Here is a 17977-nt window from a genome sequence, read left to right as displayed (position 1 = left end):
TAAGATGATGCAGAAGGACTAGCGGCGGGCGCGAACAATCTGGTATTTGCGCGTCAGGTACTCTACCGGCGCGCTCCAGATATGCACCAGGCGGGAGAACGGGAACAGCAGGAACAGCGTCATTCCCAGCACCAGGTGCACACGGAAGATAAACGCCACGCCGTCCAGGTACTCCGAAGCACCGCCGCGGAAGGTCACCACGTGCTGCGCCCAGTTCACCAGTTTCATCATTTCGCTGCCGTCCATATGCTGAGCGGAGAACGGAATGGTGCCCAGACCCAGCGCGCACTGGACCATCAGCAGGCTCAGGATCAGAATATCGGCCCCGGTGGTGGTGGCACGAATGCGCGGGCTGAACAGGCGGCGCTTCAGCAGCAGCAGGCCGCCCACCAGCGTCATCACGCCGCTGGCACCGCCAGCAAACATGGCCATTTTCTGTTTAATTTCCAGCGGTAAAAACGACTCGTACATCCAGTGCGGCGTCAGCATACCGAGGAAGTGCCCGGCAAAAATACCGAGAATCCCAAGGTGAAACAGGTTTGAAGCCAGATTCATGCCTTTGCGATCCAGCATCTGGCTGGAAGCTGCCCGCCAGGTGTACTGCCCGTAGTCATAGCGAAGCCAGCTGCCAATGAGGAAAACGGCGCCGCAAAGGTACGGATAGATATCAAAGAAGAAGACGTTGAGAAAATGCATTATTTCCCTCCTGCTATATTCAGGTACTGCGGAGCCACCGCCCCGGCAAAACGACGCTGGTGCGCGGTAATTTCAGTCTCTCCACAGCTGTCATCGGCCATAAATTTCACCTGCTCCTCTTCCCACACTGCGTCCAGCGCCTGCGGGGTGTCATCACGTGCTTCATTAGCAATCTGCTGGCGGACGGTCTCCACGCTGACGCTGCTTTCAGAAAGGGCAATCAGCAGGTCGAACAGCAGCGCATAGTCGCTTTCACGCTGCTTCAGACGGGCGCTGAGCAGGGCAAGGATTGGCGCGATGTCCTGCAGCCCGCCCTGTGCTTCTGCCCGCGTGCGCTGGGACAGATATTCCAGGTACAGCGGCAGATGGTCCGGCAGCTCGTGGCTGTCTATTTCCAGCCCCGCCTGCTGATACTGGTTCATCAGGTTAACCATCGCCTGACCACGATCGCGCGATTCACCGTGAACGTGTTCGAACAGCAGCAGCGACGTTGCCCGGCCGCGATCGAACAGTTCGCTGTAGCTTGATTGCGCATCCAGCAGCTCACGGCGGCACAGCGAATCGATGAATCCTTTCAGGGCGACACGCTGCTCGCCCGTCAATGTTTCGCTCTGCGCAAGGGCTTCATGAAGTTCCTGGTGATGCTGCCACAGGGCAGAGTCCGGATACTCCAGCAGGCGGGAGATAATCAGCAATTCAATCATGGGTGCGGCTCCGTTTTGCTTGAGACGTCGATAGCGTCAATCCGGCGGCTGTTGAACAGATTGAATTTAGTGTCGCTCCCGTGGCAGCCGTCGCCGAAGCTAAAGCCGCAGCCGCTGTGCTCAGGGAAGGTCTCTGCCGCAAGCTCGCGGTGGCTGGTCGGCACCACAAAGCGATCTTCGTAGTTCGCGATAGCCAGGTAACGGTACATCTCCTGAGCCTGAGCTTCGGTTAATCCCACTTCTTCCAGCGCGCGGGTATCCACAACGCCTTCAACCGTTTCGGCACGTTTGTAGTGACGCATCGCCATCATGCGTTTCAGCGCCAGCAGTACCGGTGCCGTGTCCCCGGCGGTCAGCAGGTTGGCTAAGTACTCAACCGGAATACGCAGGCTTTCGACGTCAGGCAAAATACCGGTATGCGGCAGCTGGCCAGCATCGCTTGCGGACTGAATCGGCGACAGCGGCGGCACATACCAGACCATCGGCAACGTGCGATATTCCGGGTGCAGCGGCAGCGCCAGCTTCCAGTCCATCGCCATTTTGTAAACCGGAGACTGCTGCGCAGCCGCGATCACGCCCTGAGGAATGCCGTCTTTCAGCGCCTGCTCAATGACCGCCGGATCGTTCGGATCGAGGAACACGTCCAGCTGACGCTGATACAGGTCTTTCTCGTTTTCCGTGCTTGCCGCCTGCTCAATCGCATCGGCGTCATACAGCAGCACGCCGAGGTAGCGAATACGCCCTACGCAGGTTTCGGAACATACCGTTGGCATCCCGGCTTCAATGCGCGGGTAGCAGAAGATGCACTTCTCTGACTTGCCGCTTTTCCAGTTGAAGTAGATTTTTTTGTACGGGCAGCCGGTGATACACATCCGCCAGCCACGGCATTTATCCTGGTCAATCAGGACAATCCCGTCTTCCTCACGCTTGTAGATAGCCCCGCTCGGGCAGGTCGCCACGCAGGCCGGGTTCAGGCAGTGCTCGCACAGGCGCGGCAGGTACATCATGAAGGTGTTTTCGAACTGGCCGTACATCGCCTTTTGCATGTTGACGAAGTTCTGGTCCTGCGCGCGTTTTTCAAATTCTCCGCCAAGCAGCTCTTCCCAGTTCGGGCCCGCTTCGATTTTGTTCATTCGCTTGCCGGTAATCAGCGAGCGAGGGCGAGCCACCGGCTGCGCTTTGCTGCCTTCCGGCGCGGTGTGCAGGTTCTGGTAGTCGTAGTCGAACGGCTCGTAATAATCATCAATGCCCGGTAAATGCGGGTTAGCAAAGATTTTACCCAGCAGCATCGCGCGGTTCCCCATGCGAGGCTGCAGCTTGCCGTTGATTTTGCGGATCCAGCCGCCCTTCCATTTCTCCTGGTTTTCCCAGTCAGTCGGGTAGCCGAGGCCCGGCTTGGTTTCCACGTTGTTAAACCACGCGTATTCCGTTCCTTCGCGGCTGGTCCAGACGTTTTTGCAGGTCACCGAGCAGGTATGGCAGCCGATGCATTTATCCAGATTCAGCACCATGCCAATTTGTGAACGAATTTTCATTTTACGCTCTCCTGTACCTGGTCATTGCCTTCGCCGTCTAACCAGTTAATGTCTTTCATCTTCCGAACCACCACGAATTCATCGCGGTTAGAACCGACAGTACCGTAATAGTTAAAGCTGTAAGCCAGCTGCGCGTAGCCCCCAATCATATGGGTCGGCTTCAGCGTGATACGGGTGACCGAGTTATGAATACCGCCGCGCTGGCCGGTAATTTCAGAGCCCGGCAGGTTCATGATGCGTTCCTGCGCGTGGTACATCATGGTCATCCCGGCCGGGACGCGCTGGCTCACCACCGCCCGCGCCGTCAGCGCGCCGTTTTTGTTAAACACTTCAACCCAGTCGTTATCGGCAATACCTATCTCTTTCGCATCGGCTTCGCACAGCCAGATGATCGGCCCCCCGCGCCCCAGCGTCAGCATCAACAGGTTGTCGCTGTAGGTGGAGTGGATGCCCCACTTCTGGTGCGGCGTCAGGAAGTTAAGCGCTTTTTCCGGGTTGCCGTTGGACTTGTGGCCCATCATGCCGTCCACGGAACGGGTATCAATTGGCGGGCGGTACACCACCAGGCTCTCGCCAAAGTCGCGCATCCACTGGTGATCCTGATACAGCTGCTGGCGGCCGGACAGGGTACGCCACGGGATCAGCTCATGAACGTTGGTATACCCGGCGTTGTAGGACACATGCTCATCTTCCAGGCCGGACCAGGTCGGGCTTGAGATGATTTTGCGCGGCTGAACCTGAATATCGCGGAAGCGAATCTTCTCTTCTTCTTTTGGTCGCGCGAGGTGCGTGTGGTCGCGGCCGGTAAATTCCCCGAGCGCGGCCCAGGCTTTCACCGCCACCTGGCCGTTGGTTTCAGGCGCAAGGCTAAGCACCATTTCGGCAGCGTCAATCGCCGTGTTGATCATCGGCTGGCCTTTGGCCGGGCCGTCGGTCTTCACGTAATTGAGCTTGCGCAGGAACTCGACTTCTTTCTCGGTATTCCAGCTGATGCCTTTCCCGCCGTTGCCCATTTTCTCCAGCAGCGGTCCCACGGAGGTAAAGCGTTCATACGTCGACGGATAGTCGCGCTCAACGGCAATAATGTGCGGCGCGGTTTTGCCTGGGATCAGGTCGCATTCGCCTTTCTTCCAGTCCATGACGCCGTACGGCTGAGCCAGTTCGGCGGCGGAATCATGCTGAATCGGCAGCGTCACAACATCGGTTTCTTTCCCGAGGTGGCCGACGCAAACTTCTGAGAATTTCTTCGCGATCCCTTTGTAGATTTCCCAGTCGCTTTTCGACTCCCAGCAAGGATCTACGGCGGCGGAGAACGGGTGAATAAACGGATGCATATCCGAGGTATTCAGATCCTCTTTCTCATACCAGGTGGCGGTCGGCAGCACGATGTCGGAATACAAACAGGTGCTCGACAGGCGGAAGTCCAGGGTAACCACCAGATCCAGCTTGCCGTCCAGGCCGTTATCGACCCATTCGACCTCTTCCGGCATCAGCCCGCCTTCCTGGCCCAGGTCTTTGCCCTGAATACCGTGCTCGGTGCCCAGCAGGTATTTGAGCATGAACTCATGCCCCTTCCCGGAAGAACCCAGCAGGTTGGAGCGCCAGATAAACATATTGCGCGGGTGGTTATAGCCGGAGTCCGGCTGCTCTGCCGCAAAACGAATGCCGCCAGATTTAAGCTGATCGACGGTGTAATCTACCGGCGACATCCCGGCCTCTTTCGCCCGGTCAGCAATGCGCAGCGGATTGGTCCCAAGCTGCGGCGCAGACGGCAGCCAGCCCATACGTTCGGCGCGCACGTTGAAGTCAATCAGGTGGCCGGTATAGCGGGATTTATCCGCCAGCGGCGACAGGAATTCGTCCGCCGTGACCGTCTCGTAGCGCCACTGGCTGGAGTGGTTATAGAAGTAGGATGTGCTGTTCATGTGGCGCGGCGGGCGCTGCCAGTCGAGGGCGAATGCCAGCGGCATCCAGCCGGTCTGCGGGCGCAGCTTTTCCTGACCAACGTAGTGGCCCCAGCCGCCGCCGCTCTGCCCGATGCTGCCGCAGAAGATAAGCATGTTGATAAGCCCACGATAGGCCATATCCATGTGGAACCAGTGGTTCACCCCTGCACCGACGATAATCATCGAGCGGCCGTGGGTTTTGTCTGCGTTATCAGCAAACTCACGGGCAATCCGCACGATATCCTGGCGAGGTACGCCGGTAATCTGCTCGGCCCATGCCGGCGTGTAGGCCTTCATTTCGTCGTAGCTGCTGGCGCAGTTTTCATCGTTCAGGCCGCGATCCAGGCCGTAGTTCGCCAGGGTGAGATCGTAAACCGTTGCCACCAGCACGCTTGAGCCGTCCGCCAGCTGCAGGCGTTTAACCGGCAGTTTATGCAGCAGCACGTCTTTAAGTTTGACGTTGTCGAAATGCTCGGTGCTTTCACCGCCAAAGTACGGGAAGCCTACCTCGGCCACTTCATCGTGGCTGCCCAGCAGGCTCAGGCGCAGCGCGGTTTCTTCCCCGGTGCTGCCGTCGCGCTGCTCGAGGTTCCACTTGCCTTTTTCGCCCCAGCGGAAGCCGATGGAACCGTTTGGCGCAACCAGCTCACCGCTCTGGTCGGCCAGCGCAACGGTTTTCCACTGCGGATTATTTTCCTGGCCAAGACTGTCGACCAGGTCTGCCGCACGCAGCAAATTCGCTGGCGCATAGAATCCATCGCGCTCTTCCAGCGTCACCAGCATCGGCATATCGGTGTAGCGACGAACGTAGTCGGTGAAGTACTGGCTAGGGTTGTCGAGGTGGAACTCGCGCAGCATGACGTGGCCCATCGCCATCGCCATCGCGGCATCCGTCCCCTGCTTCGGCGCCAGCCACTGGTCGCACAGCTTGGAGATTTCCGCATAGTCCGGCGTCACGGCAACGGTCTTGGTGCCTTTGTAGCGAACTTCGGTGAAGAAGTGGGCATCCGGGGTACGCGTCTGCGGGACGTTGGAGCCCCAGGCAATGATGTAGCCAGCGTTGTACCAGTCAGCAGACTCAGGCACGTCAGTCTGTTCGCCCCAGGTCTGCGGAGACGCAGGCGGCAGGTCGCAGTACCAGTCGTAGAAGCTCATGCAGGTGCCGCCGATAAGCGACAGGTAACGGGTGCCCGCGGCGTAAGAAACCATCGACATAGCAGGGATCGGCGAGAAGCCTGTGATGCGGTCCGGGCCGTAGGTTTTTGCGGTGTAGACGTTCGCGGCAGCAATCAGCTCGTTAACCTCTTCCCAGCTTGAACGAACAAATCCTCCGCGCCCACGGGCCTGTTTGTAGCTTTTTGCTTTTTCAGGATCGTTAATGATAGATGCCCAGGCGTCGACCGGATCGTTATGCTGCGTTTTCGCTTCACGCCACAGCTTGATCAGGCGTTTACGCATCTGCGGGTATTTCAGGCGGTTGGCGCTGTAGAGATACCAGGAATAGCTTGCGCCGCGCGGGCAGCCGCGAGGCTCGTGGTTAGGCATATCCGGGCGGGTACGCGGGTAGTCAGTTTGCTGGGTTTCCCAGGTTACCAGGCCGCTTTTGACATAAATCTTCCAGCTGCAGGAACCGGTGCAGTTCACACCGTGGGTGGAACGCACAACCTTGTCATGCTGCCAACGCTGGCGATACCCTTCTTCCCAGTCACGGTTGGTATCGAGTAGTTGGCCATGTCCATTGGCAAAGGTTTCTCCCTTCTGCTTGAAGTAACGAAACCGGTCGAGGAACTTGCTCATCGGGATACTCCTGATGTGGAGCCTGGTGGCTCTTCTGGTGAAATCGACATTGCTTGATGCCCGAAACGTTAACCCTTAGAAAGGGTGGGATTTTTGATGACGATCAACTGCTCCTGGTGTGGTTTTCTGGCAGCCCCAGGCATCTACCCCCAAAGTGTAATCCCTGAGATTTCCATAACTTACTGAATATAAATATGAAAATGGCAGTACTTGCCGGAGAGGGGTTATAGAAATGCGCGGTTAGGGTATTAAGGGGTAGACCACGAGCTCCCGACCCTAAAATGGCTGCGGGCAAAAAAAAGCGCGACCGAAGCCGCGCAAAGGGATAACCCAAAGGTTAAAGCGTTAGCGTGTGGATTTACGGCCGTAGACGGCCCAGGTGATAACCACACACACAATATAAAAGACGAGGAAAAGCTTCATCGCCCCGGCCGGAGAGCCGGTGAGCGCCAGGGACGTGCCGAAGGCTTTAGGAATAAAGAATCCGCCAATCGCGCCAATAGCCGAGATAAAGCCCAGCGCTGCGGCAGTATCCGTCGCGGCCTCGCGCATGGCGACTTCATCGCTGCCGCCGGCGGCTTTCACTCTGTCCATCGTCAGCTTGCGGAAAATCACCGAGATCATCTGGAAGGTGGAGCCGCTGCCCAGCCCGGCCGTCAGGAACAGCATCAGGAACACGCCGAAGAAGGCGATAAAGTTGCCGCCCTGGCCGTTGGTCGGCAGCGTGGTGAACAGCAGCGCGCTGAAAATCGCCATCAGGATAAAGTTATACAGCGAGACCCGCGTGCCGCCCAGGCGGTCAGAAATTGCCCCGCCGGCAGAACGCGCCAGCGCGCCAAGCAGCGGGCCAAAGAAGGCAAAGTGCAGAATGTTCACGTCCGGGAATTGGGTTTTAGACAGCATCGCGAACCCGGCGGAAAAGCCGATAAACGAGCCAAAGGTCGCCAGATACAGCAGGCCGAGAACCCAAAGATGCCCACGCTTAAGCACCGGCAGCTGTTCACGCAGGGAAGCTTTTGACGCCGAAAGGTCGTTCATCCCGAACCAGGCCGCCAGGGTGAAAACGGCCAGGAACGGCACCCAAATCCACGCGGCATTTTCAAGGAACAGCATGGTGCCGTCGCCCTGCTCAACGCCTTTGCCGCCGAAAACGGCAAACATCGACAGGGAGATGACCAGCGGGGCCACCAGCTGCATCACGCTGACGCCCATATTGCCCAGCCCGCCGTTAATTCCCAGCGCGCCGCCCTGCTTTGCCTTCGGGAAGAAGAAGCTGATGTTGGCCATGCTGGAAGCAAAGTTCGCCCCGGCAAAGCCGCACAGCAGCGAGATGCAAATGAAGGTGTTAAACGAAGTGCTGGTGTCCTGCACGGCAAAGCCCAGCCACACGCAAGGAATAATCAAAATCCCCGTGCTGAACGCCGTCCAGCGACGACCACCAAACACCGGCACCATGAAGGAATACGGCACGCGCAGCAGCGCCCCAGAAACAGAAGGTAACGCCGTGAGCATAAACAGCTGGTCGGTGGTAAAAGCAAAGCCGACTTTATTCAGATTCACCGCCACCGCGCTGAACAGCATCCAGACGCAGAAGGCCAGCAGCAGGCTGGGAACGGAAATCCACAGGTTGCGGCGGGCGATGCGATGGCCCTTTTGCTGCCAGAACTGCGGATCTTCCGGCCGCCAGTCGGTAATCAGTGCGCCCGAAGACTTCTCGGTAACGGGAGACTGTGACATAAACACCTCATTTCGTGTGAGTAAATGCCGCAACCTTAGGGTTCCTGCGTGGAGATTAGTTGATGTAAATCAAGGGATAATCTATCTCTCCGGCGCGCAAAAATGCCCCCTCATTCTTTGTGAGTAATCTTCTGGCGTAAAAATACCGTGATTAATCACATCCCTGAGTGAGCCAGCGGCGGGGTTAATCCAACCCTCTGCCCCCTTTGGCAATTTAGGGGTAATCCTTAGTGGGTATGGGTATACTCCAGGTGTTGACTGAAAATAACGCCACTCGTCACCTTTACCGCTCCAGGAGCCCGTTCGCCAATGCTAAAACGCCTGCTTTCTCCCCTTTCGCTGGTCAATCAGCTGGCGCTGGTCGTCGTGCTGCTGGCGATTATCAGCGTGGCGGGAATGGCGGCTGCCGGCTGGCTGGCTCAGGGGATTTCGGGCAATGCCCACGCGATCAATAAAACGGGCTCGATGCGCATGCAGAGCTATCGCCTGCTGGCGGCAATTCCGCTGACGGAGCAGGATAAGGTGCTGCTTCGCGAAATGGAGGAAACCACGTGGAGCAACGATCTGCACCTTGCCGCCGAGCGCGACGGGCAGCAGGCACGGCTCCGGCAGCTGCAGGAGTACTGGCGAAGTACGCTGGAGCCAGCGCTGATTGCCGCCCAAACTCCGCAGCAGGTAAAACCCGCCGTCGCCCATTTTGTGGCCAGCATTGATGAACTCGTCAGCTCCTTTGACCGCACAACGGAGATGCGCCTGCATCACGTTATTTTGCTGCAGCAGGGTATGGCGGTATTACTCGGGTTATTGATCGTCTTTACCCTGATTTGGTTACGCAAAAGGTTACTCCGTCCGTGGCGTCAGCTGCTGGCGATGGCCACGGCCATTGGCCAGCGGGACTTCACCCGGCGCGTGAACGTTCGTGGCCGCGACGAAATGGCCACGCTAGGGATCGCGCTGAACAGCATGTCCAGCGAGCTGGCCCAGAGCTACGCCGTGCTCGAACGCCGGGTCAGAGAGAAAACCGCCGGTCTTGAGCAAAAAAATCAGATGCTCTCTTTCCTCTACGAGGCGAATCGCCGCCTCCACGCTCAGGCCCCGCTGTGCCAGCGAATCTCCCCCGTGCTGAGCGAGCTACAGGTATTAACGCCGCTGCTGGGCATCGTGCTGCGGGTTTATGAGTACGAAGATGAAGAGAATTACCAGGAATATACCTTCCAGCCGGATGCGCACTGCGATGCCCAGGGCTGCCAGCTTTGCCCGGATGCCGGTGCGGCGCTGCCGCAGGAAACCACAACGCTGAAATGGCGGCTCACGGACAACCATATTCATTACGGCCTGGTGCTGGCCCAGCTGCCTTTTGGCAAGATACTGACCGAAGACCAGCAGCAGCTTATCGCCACCCTGATGGAACAGCTGACCTCCACGCTCGCCATGGAGCGCCAGTACGAGCACCAGCAGCAGCTGGTGCTGATGGAGGAGCGCTCCGCCATCGCCAGGGAACTGCACGACTCCATCGCCCAGTCACTCTCCTGTATGAAAATGCAGGTCAGCTGCCTGCAAATGCAGGGCGAAGCGCTGCCGGAAGAGAGCCGCACGCTGCTGGAACAAATTCGCGGCGAGCTGAATACCTCCTGGCGGCAGCTGCGAGAGCTGCTGACGACGTTCCGCCTGCAGCTGACCGAGCCCGGCCTGCGGCCTGCGCTGGAAGCCAGTTGCCAGGAGTTCAGCGACAAGCTTGGCTTCCCGGTCACGCTGGATTACCAGCTCCCGCCGCGCCTCGTCCCTTCCCATCAGGCGATCCATTTAGTGCAGATTGCCCGCGAGGCGTTGAACAACAGCTTAAAGCACGCCGACGCCAGCGCCTGCGGCATCAACGTCACCCGCCAGGGGAATCAGGTTCGTCTGGTAGTGTGGGACAACGGCCGGGGGATCTCCGGCAGCGGCGAGCGCAGTAATCATTACGGCCTTATTATCATGCGCGACCGCGCACAAACCTTGCAGGGTGACTGCCAGGTTCGCCCCCGCGCCTGCGGTGGCACCGAAGTGGTCGTCAATTTTATCCCCGAAGCACCGCTTTCTTCCGTAACAAGGAGCGAAGAATGAGCCATCAGGAAGCAGCAACCATTTTGCTGATAGACGATCATCCCATGATGCGTACCGGCGTTAAGCAGCTGATAAGCATGGCGCCAGAGCTGGCCGTGGTCGGTGAAGCCGGCAGCGGCGAGCAGGGCGTGCAGCTTGCCGAATCTCTCGACCCGGATCTGATCCTGCTCGATCTCAATATGCCGGGCATGAACGGGCTTGAGACGCTCGACTGCCTGCGCGAAAAAGCGCTTTCAGGGCGGATTGTGGTGTTCAGCGTTTCTAACCATGAAGAAGATGTAGTGACCGCCCTTAAGCGCGGCGCGGACGGCTATTTGCTGAAAGATATGGAGCCGGAAGACCTGCTCAAGGCCTTGCAGCAGGCGGCGGCGGGAGAAATGGTGCTCAGCGAAGCGCTAACGCCCGTCCTGGCAGCGAGCCTGCGGGCCAACCGCTCAACGTCCGACCGCGACGTGAATCAGCTTACGCCGCGCGAGCGCGACATTCTGAAGCTGATTGCCCAGGGGTTGCCTAACAAGATGATTGCCCGACGTCTGGACATCACCGAAAGCACGGTGAAGGTGCACGTCAAACACTTGCTGAAGAAGATGAAGCTCAAATCCCGGGTTGAAGCCGCAGTTTGGGTTCATCAGGAACGCATTTTCTAAACTGGCCTAATCGCCCGGCAGCAAAGAATAACGTTTGTCGCTTTCCGGGTTGATCAGCAGCGGTGCGGCAGTTTTGAGGACGATCTCGTTCGAGGTTACCCGCAGCCCCTTTTCGTCCTCAAGGGTGACCGCAAGGTGATATTCGTTGGCGGCCCCTTCCTGCCAGGCTGGCAAAATAATGCTCCAGCCGTCTGCGCTTCGCGCCTGAGCCGGCGGCGTCAGGCTCAGCGCCTTCGTATCGCCCTGCCATGAAAGGCTTCTGATTCCATAGGTCGCTTTAACCTGCAGCTTAAGCAATACCGTCTCTCCCGGCTGCGGCTGCCACGGCGGCGTGGCCAGGAACACGGACAGCGTTTTGCGCTGGCGGAACTGCATCACCGGCACGGACTCACGCTCAACGTTATCGTAGCGGCTGCCGCGCAGCGAGCTGGTGGTTGCCACCTCATCTGCCGAGAGCTGTTTTTGCAGCGGGACACCGAAGCGGTAGTTAAGCTTAAGCCCCAGATTCTCCTGCGCGGTGCCGCTTTCCCCCTGTTTATGCTGGGCCGTTAACGTAATCAGCGGCACCGGCGTGTAGTTAATGCCCATCGTCACCGCCAGCGGATTTCGGTAGCCGGTATCGCTGTCGAAAAGCGTGACGTTGTCACCAAAATACTGTTCGAAGCTCAGGCTGGTATTGATATGCCGGTAAAACGGTAGCCAGGCCTGCGCCGTGACGTCATAGCCCCGGGCCAGGCGCTGCTCGAGCGTTTCAGTTTGCCCGCGCCAGCCGCTCAGCGGTTGATAATAATTGGCCGAAAGCCGCAGGTATTCGCCCCAGGCTTCGGCCCCAAAACCCGCGCGCTGCAGTTGGGTAGTGAGCTGGTTGTCGTAGAAGGTGTTGTACCCTAATAGCCAGCGTCCGGCTACCCAGCGCTGCCCTACGCCCAGGTTACCTGTCGCGCCCTTCTCCTGCTGGCTAAACCCGAGCTGGCTCCAGGTCAGGTAGCGATTGTTATCCTGCCAGGGCGTGAAAAGTGAGCCGCTGCTGCCCTTCCAGCTCCCATGCTGATCGACCTGCAAATTGAAGCTGGCCTTCCCCCAGGGCGAAAGCAAAGCCTGGGCTTCGTCGGTGACTTTGTCGGTTAACAAATCCCGCAGGCTGGTAAAAGCGAAAAGCTGCGCCTGCTCGCCGGCATCCAGTCCGTTATCCACCATACTGTCTTCACCAAACTTCTTAGCCATCGCGGCAATTCTACGCGCGGCGGCATCGGTTTCTGGCGCAAGGCCCATGTTCGGCAGGTCATTTGAAGGGGAAGAGAAAGGGTTTTGGGCAGCCTGAACAAAGTTATTTGAGGTACTCATTGCCCCTCCCGGACGAGGGAGCAGGCAGCACAAAGTCAAAAGCGGAACGGCAAATCTACGCATTTGTAAATTATAACATAATGGTTTTGCTCTTTACCCGGCCCATACATAGCCTGAACGCGACTCCAGGAGTAATCCGGCTTTTCTGGGCATAAATCATACCCACTCAGGGCGCAGGGAGATACACTGGACGCCTCGCTCATCGTCATTACCCAGGAGAAGCAAGTGCAGAAGATAGTCATTATCGCCAACAGCGCGGCCTACGGCAGCGAATCGCTTTTCAACAGTTTGCGGCTGGCCATTGCCCTGCGCGACCAGGAACCACAGCCGGAAGTGAAGCTATTCCTGATGTCCGACGCGGTGACCGCCGGCCTGCGTGGTCAGAAGCCCGCCGAAGGCTACAACATCCAGCAGATGCTCGAGATCCTCACCGCGCAGGGCGTGCCCGTTAAGCTCTGTAAAACCTGCACCGACGGACGCGGCATCACCGAACTGCCGCTCATCGAGGGCGTCGCCATCGGCACGCTGGTTGAACTCGCCGAATGGACTTTAGCCTCGGATAAGACCCTCACCTTCTAATTATTTCGGCGCGGGAATATTATTTGCTTATATCCCCTCCCGCGCCATCAAGTTACCTGCAGACGTTGCCGATATTTTACTTAGGACAACACAGCAGGATAATAATGATGGTTAGATCTCTTCGTACACGCATTCTTTTAGTCACGGCAGTTTGCCTGGTCTCCGCCTTATGTCTTAACACTTTTATTAACTACGCCGTCACCAACCGCGATAACCAGCAGTCCATCAGCGACACCTTAACCAGCACCAGCCTTAGCCATTCCGTTGCCATCAGCGACTGGGTCAGCGGAAAAATGTCTATGATTAGCGCCCTGGAAAGCGCCGCGCTGAGCGAAGACCCGATCCCCGTCTTCAGCCAAATGGCAAAAGCCGGAGGCTTCACCAACATCTACGTTGGCTATGCCAATAAAACCGCAAAATTCTCAGACCCTACCGGCGTTCCGGCCGATTTCGACCCTACGGTTCGCCCGTGGTATCAACAGGTCGTAAAAGATGATGCTCCGGTCGTTACCGCCCCGTACGTGGACGCCGGGACCGGGAAGCTCGTCGTGACCTTCGCCGTGCCCATTAAACAGGATGGTAGCCTGAAAGCCGTGGTCGCCGGTGATGTCGCCATGGACAGCGTGATCGCTAACGTCCGCAGTATTCATCCAACCCCAAACAGTAGCGGATTGTTGATCAATAGCGACGGCACGCTGATTGCCGGTCAGGATCCCGCGTTGACGCTGAAGCCCTTTTCTGAGGCGGTTAAACAGGCTGATTTAACTCAGTTGCTTGGCGTCAGCCATCGCGCCACCGGCACGATTGGCGAACAAACCAAGCAGCTGATGGCAACGCCTATTGCCGGCACACATTGGTATGTCGTCGTCGCTCTGGATGAAGGCGATGCCACCTCCGGCATGCGTTCGCTGCTGAAGGCTTCGGCCCTCGCCCTGTTGGTGCTGGTGCTGATATCTGGCGCGGTAGTGCATCTTCTGATTGGTAAAGTGATGAGCCGCCTCGGCACGATTCGGGATGGGATGCGAGCCATCAGCAACGGCACGAACGATCTGTCGCAGCGCTTACCTGAAACCGGCCACGATGAGGTCACGGAAATCGCCCACGCCTTCAACGCGTTCAGCGACAAGCTGGGCGTGGTGATGAAGCAGATCAGAGATTCCAGCGCGTCGGTTAAGGTGGCGGCAAACGAAATAGCCGCGGGTAACCAGGATCTCTCCACCCGTACCGAACAGGCCGCCTCAAGCCTGCGGGAAACCGCCAGCGCGGTAGAGCAAATTACCGCGTCCGTCGCAAACTCTACGGCTTCGGCCGCCCAGGCGAACACCCAGGCCCACAGCGCCAGCGAAGCGGCCGAACGCGGGGGCGAAGTCGTATCAAAAGTCATTACCACAATGCAGGCCATTGAGCTTGCCTCCGGCAAGATTGGCGACATCACCAGCGTCATTGACAGCATCGCCTTCCAGACCAACATCCTGGCGCTGAATGCCGCGGTTGAGGCCGCCCGGGCCGGCGAGCAGGGTCGCGGTTTTGCCGTCGTTGCCGGAGAAGTACGCAATCTTGCCAGCCGCAGTGCCCAGGCGGCGAAGGAAATTAAAAGCCTGATCGACTCCACTACCGCCAGCGTAGCCGACGGTTCGGTATACGTTCGTCAGGCCGGAGAAGCCATGGACGAGATTGAGCAGAGCGTCGGGAGCGTGCTGGTCATCATGCGTGAGATAACCGTCTCCACCGATGAACAGATGAAAGGCATTCAGGAAATTAACCACGCCGTGACCCACCTCGACGGCATGGTGCAGCAGAATGCCGAGCTGGTTGTGGAATCTGCGGCCGCCGCCGGGGCGCTACAAAGTCAGGCTGGGGAACTCGCGGAAACCGCCGGGCATTTCCGGATTTAATGATGAGCCGACGGGCGTTTGCCAACGAAACGCCCGCTAGCTGAAAGGTTTCAGGCACAATGTCATTATTGTTGAATCGTTACGGCATTTTTTGATCAGCGTCAGCATTTGCTGCCCGCCGCTCTGGTGTGATGCTTCGGGTGATTTGTGAACAATATCACTTACCGGTGCAGCACCTTTGGGGGCCTCAGGCCATGTTTAATGCGGGAGTGGAGTGAAAAATGCCAGTTGTAAAAGCCAGTCTTAAACTTTTTGGGGGCGATACCGTGGTGGTTCGCTGTTCGAATAACTGCCATATCCATTTGATGTGTGACTCAGACAAACACGGCGGCTCGGAGGCGGACGTTTTAAGCCTGCAAAACCGCCAGTCTGCCTATATTGCCGTCCCCTACAGCGGCACCTGGAAAGTGCTGATCGACAGCCATACTCAGTCGCTTGAGCATTCCATCAGCTACGTTCCAGCATAAAACACTAAGGCCACCTTCCGGTGGCCATTTTCTGACTATGCAAAACCGGGCTGCAGCCCGCTTTCGTCCTCATGCCCGCTAAGCCAGGCGCGAACCTGGTTTGCCAGCTCGGACATACGATCGTCCTGCATACCGTGCTTTTTCATCTCCTGCTCGAGAGAAAAGAGATACTGTGCATTGGTGCCCAGCGGGCCGCTCGCGGCAGCGATTAACGGCGCGATGGTTTCTGCCCTGGTATCCGCCTCATAAAGCGGATGACGCGGGTCCATGATGAACACCAGCGCGTTGACCGTGCGGCCGTCATCCAGTGCGAGCTTGCACCAGGTCGGCAAATAACACCCGGTTATCATCTCTCGCTTCCAGACAAGCGTCAGTTCATCTTCCAGAATCTCTTCCGGCAGCCGATAAGCAAGGCCGGTGGTTCTTCCACCCTCTTTCAGCGCGAGCATACGCCCCGGTCGGCAAGCCGTCCCTCGCCCCGCCGTCAATCTCAGGCAAAATGCACGATGCCAGCCCACCAGCATACCGGGGGCTGACTCTTCAAATTCAAAAGCCGGGTTCCACATTAATGAACCGTAACCAAAGAGCCACACCGGACTTTGGTCTGGGCGACAAGCAAGCGTCGCGGCAAGAGAAGCCGAGCGCTGCTCAGGGGTCCACAATAACGATTCCTCAATGGCACCAAAAGCCGTCTTACAATCCGCTTTCATTAAGAAATCACGCGTTAACACGATACACCTCCGCCACTGCTTGCTTCCGTGCGACTACACAAGCTGCGCCTTCCCGGCTTTTATTGACAACTTTTGCTTACTAATAGAGCAACATATCAAGACCATAAGCAATTCGCCGCGCGCTGGCAAGCTTGATGACGATCACAAAACAGATAAATTGTCATTTTTCCTTGCAAGACTGGCGTGTGGTGCCGGGAATCATATAAATAAGACGCACATAATGGAGGGTTATTTTGTTCAGCATCCTCAGATAAAGGAGATTGCTCTGTTCAACCACTTTTAACTCACAGGTGAATTTCCCGCTGGGGTGATGTTTTGGCGCAAACAAAGAAGATGAAAAGGCATCATTCCACAGGTTTATTTGCTTTTATATTATTTATATCAACATGTTTTATATGAGTTAAATTCAGAATACTCACCATTTTAGTGCATTAGAACTTTTTACGCGAGAATGCCGTAAAAATAAGTAAATTTTAAGCAAAAGTAACGATTTTTTGCTAACTTATACGGGTTCAAAAACCTGACTATAATGATCAAAACAGGTTATCGCCTGCAGAGATGGAGAAGTTGAATGACAAAAACACAACATGAGGCGGTAAAAACCCGCCACAAGGAGAGTTCTCTCATTTTCCCGGTACTCGCGCTGGCGGTACTGGCGATGTGGGGGTCAAGCCAGTCCCTGCCGGCGGTTGTCGGCATCAATATTTTGGCTCTGGTAGCCATACTCAGCAGCGCCTTTAGCGTTGTACGCCACGCGGACGTGCTGGCGCACCGTCTGGGTGAACCGTACGGCTCACTGATTCTGAGCCTGTCGGTCGTGATTCTTGAAGTCAGCCTGATTTCCGCGCTAATGGCCACCGGCGACGCCGCGCCAACCCTGATGCGCGACACGCTCTATTCCATCATCATGATTGTCACCGGCGGCCTTGTTGGCTTCTCCCTGCTGATGGGCGGCCGTAAATTTGCCACGCAGTACATGAACCTGTTTGGCATCAAGCAGTACCTGATTGCCCTCTTCCCGCTGGCGGTGATCGTGCTGGTGTTCCCAATGGCGCTGCCGGGCGGCAACTTCTCACTGGGCCAGTCCCTGCTGGTGGCATTGATTTCCGCTGCGATGTACGGCGTGTTCCTGCTTATTCAAACGAAAACGCACCAGAGCCTGTTTGTGTACGAGCATGAAGACGAAGGCGACGGCGATGACCCGCATCACGGCAAGCCTTCGGCGCACAGCTCCGCATGGCACACGGTCTGGCTTATCGTTCACCTGATTGCGGTTATCGCGGTCACCAAGATGAACGCTAACCCGCTTGAGCACCTGCTGGACGCCGTGAACGCACCGGCGCAGTTCACCGGCTTCCTGGTCGCCCTGCTGATTCTGTCTCCGGAAGGCCTCGGCGCGCTGAGAGCGGTATTGAGCAACCAGGTACAGCGCGCGATGAACCTGTTCTTCGGCTCGGTGCTGGCCACCATCTCGCTAACGGTACCTGCGGTGACGCTGATTGCCTGGTTCACCGGTAACGACCTGGTCTTTGCGCTGGGCATGCCGCAGATGGTGGTGATGCTGGCGGCGCTGGTGCTTTGCCAGATTTCATTCTCGACCGGCCGCACCAACGTGCTTAACGGCACCGCGCATCTGGCGCTGTTCGCCGCCTATCTGATGACAATTTTTGCCTAAGTAAACAGCAAGACTGCCTTTACAGGCAGTCTTTAGTGTTTACTCCCTCTCCACGTGGGAGAGGGTCGGGGTGAGGGCAAGAGGCCACTACACACTCATTTCCCTCTATTCCTCAAGAGAG

Annotated in this window: 13 protein-coding genes; 6 read left to right on the top strand and 7 right to left on the bottom strand. The window is 57.4% G+C overall.

The features are described 5' to 3' along the window. Window positions 1-18: 18 nt before the first annotated feature. From narI to JT31_RS22400, 5 genes are all read right to left on the bottom strand, one after another. The gene (gene narI, locus JT31_RS22420; protein ID WP_038482441.1) at window positions 19-696 is read right to left on the bottom strand and encodes a respiratory nitrate reductase subunit gamma; all 678 of its coding nucleotides are present in this window, start codon (window positions 694-696) and stop codon (window positions 19-21) included. Then, window positions 696-1400 (bottom strand): nitrate reductase molybdenum cofactor assembly chaperone, encoded by a 705-nt coding sequence (gene narJ / locus JT31_RS22415; protein WP_038482438.1) that lies wholly within the window; start codon window positions 1398-1400, stop codon window positions 696-698. The genes narI and narJ overlap by 1 nt, the downstream gene beginning before the upstream one ends. Further along, window positions 1397-2935 (bottom strand): nitrate reductase subunit beta, encoded by a 1539-nt coding sequence (narH, locus tag JT31_RS22410; protein ID WP_038482434.1) that lies wholly within the window; start codon window positions 2933-2935, stop codon window positions 1397-1399. The genes narJ and narH overlap by 4 nt, the downstream gene beginning before the upstream one ends. Then, window positions 2932-6678 carry a nitrate reductase subunit alpha gene (locus tag JT31_RS22405; protein WP_038482432.1) on the bottom strand — a complete coding sequence of 1249 codons (3747 nt, stop codon included), beginning with the start codon at window positions 6676-6678 and terminating at the stop codon, window positions 2932-2934. Before JT31_RS22405 ends, narH begins: the two co-directional genes overlap by 4 nt. 345 nt (window positions 6679-7023) lie before the next feature. Continuing rightward, window positions 7024-8415: a NarK family nitrate/nitrite MFS transporter gene (locus tag JT31_RS22400; protein WP_038482429.1), complete on the bottom strand. Its 1392-nt coding sequence runs from the start codon at window positions 8413-8415 to the stop codon at window positions 7024-7026. A 309-nt stretch (window positions 8416-8724) separates the two neighbouring features. Between JT31_RS22400 and narX the strand changes: the two genes are divergently transcribed. Together narX and narL are read left to right on the top strand one after the other, a co-directional pair. Next, entirely contained in the window at window positions 8725-10518 is a 1794-nt protein-coding gene (narX, locus tag JT31_RS22395) for a nitrate/nitrite two-component system sensor histidine kinase NarX (RefSeq protein ID WP_038482426.1), read from the top strand. Then, complete coding sequence (gene narL / locus JT31_RS22390) at window positions 10515-11165, top strand: two-component system response regulator NarL (RefSeq protein ID WP_038482422.1); 651 nt, start codon at window positions 10515-10517, stop codon at window positions 11163-11165. The genes narX and narL overlap by 4 nt, the downstream gene beginning before the upstream one ends. Window positions 11166-11171: 6 nt before the next feature. Here the strand turns inward: narL and JT31_RS22385 are convergent, their stop codons facing one another. Then, window positions 11172-12572 (bottom strand): YchO/YchP family invasin, encoded by a 1401-nt coding sequence (locus JT31_RS22385; RefSeq protein ID WP_038482419.1) that lies wholly within the window; start codon window positions 12570-12572, stop codon window positions 11172-11174. Between the two features lie 162 nt (window positions 12573-12734). Here JT31_RS22385 and JT31_RS22380 point away from each other — a divergent pair, with 162 nt between their 5' ends. The 3 genes from JT31_RS22380 to JT31_RS22370 all read left to right on the top strand — a co-directional run bounded on the left by JT31_RS22380 (window position 12735) and on the right by JT31_RS22370 (window position 15450). Further along, window positions 12735-13088, top strand: coding sequence for a DsrE/DsrF/TusD sulfur relay family protein (locus JT31_RS22380; protein WP_038482416.1), 354 nt, complete (start codon window positions 12735-12737; stop codon window positions 13086-13088). Window positions 13089-13195: 107 nt separating this feature from the next. Beyond that, window positions 13196-14983, top strand: a complete 1788-nt coding sequence (locus JT31_RS22375) for a methyl-accepting chemotaxis protein (RefSeq protein WP_038483520.1) — start codon at window positions 13196-13198, stop codon at window positions 14981-14983. A 221-nt stretch (window positions 14984-15204) separates the two neighbouring features. Beyond that, a complete protein-coding gene (locus JT31_RS22370) occupies window positions 15205-15450 on the top strand; it encodes a DUF1883 domain-containing protein (RefSeq protein ID WP_038482413.1) in 246 nt (81 codons plus the stop codon). A gap of 35 nt (window positions 15451-15485) precedes the next feature. Here JT31_RS22370 and JT31_RS22365 read toward each other — a convergent pair whose 3' ends face one another. Then, entirely contained in the window at window positions 15486-16181 is a 696-nt protein-coding gene (locus JT31_RS22365) for a gamma-glutamylcyclotransferase (protein ID WP_038482410.1), read from the bottom strand. A 571-nt stretch (window positions 16182-16752) separates the two neighbouring features. On the opposite strand from JT31_RS22365, the gene chaA reads away from it, so the two are divergent. After that, window positions 16753-17856, top strand: coding sequence for a sodium-potassium/proton antiporter ChaA (gene chaA / locus JT31_RS22355; RefSeq protein ID WP_038482405.1), 1104 nt, complete (start codon window positions 16753-16755; stop codon window positions 17854-17856). The last annotated feature ends 121 nt before the right edge of the window (window positions 17857-17977 follow it).

The sequence above is a fragment of the Cedecea neteri genome, assembly GCF_000757825.1.
Lineage (GTDB): Bacteria > Pseudomonadota > Gammaproteobacteria > Enterobacterales > Enterobacteriaceae > Cedecea > Cedecea selenatireducens.
This window is presented reverse-complemented; position numbering and strand designations above follow the sequence as displayed.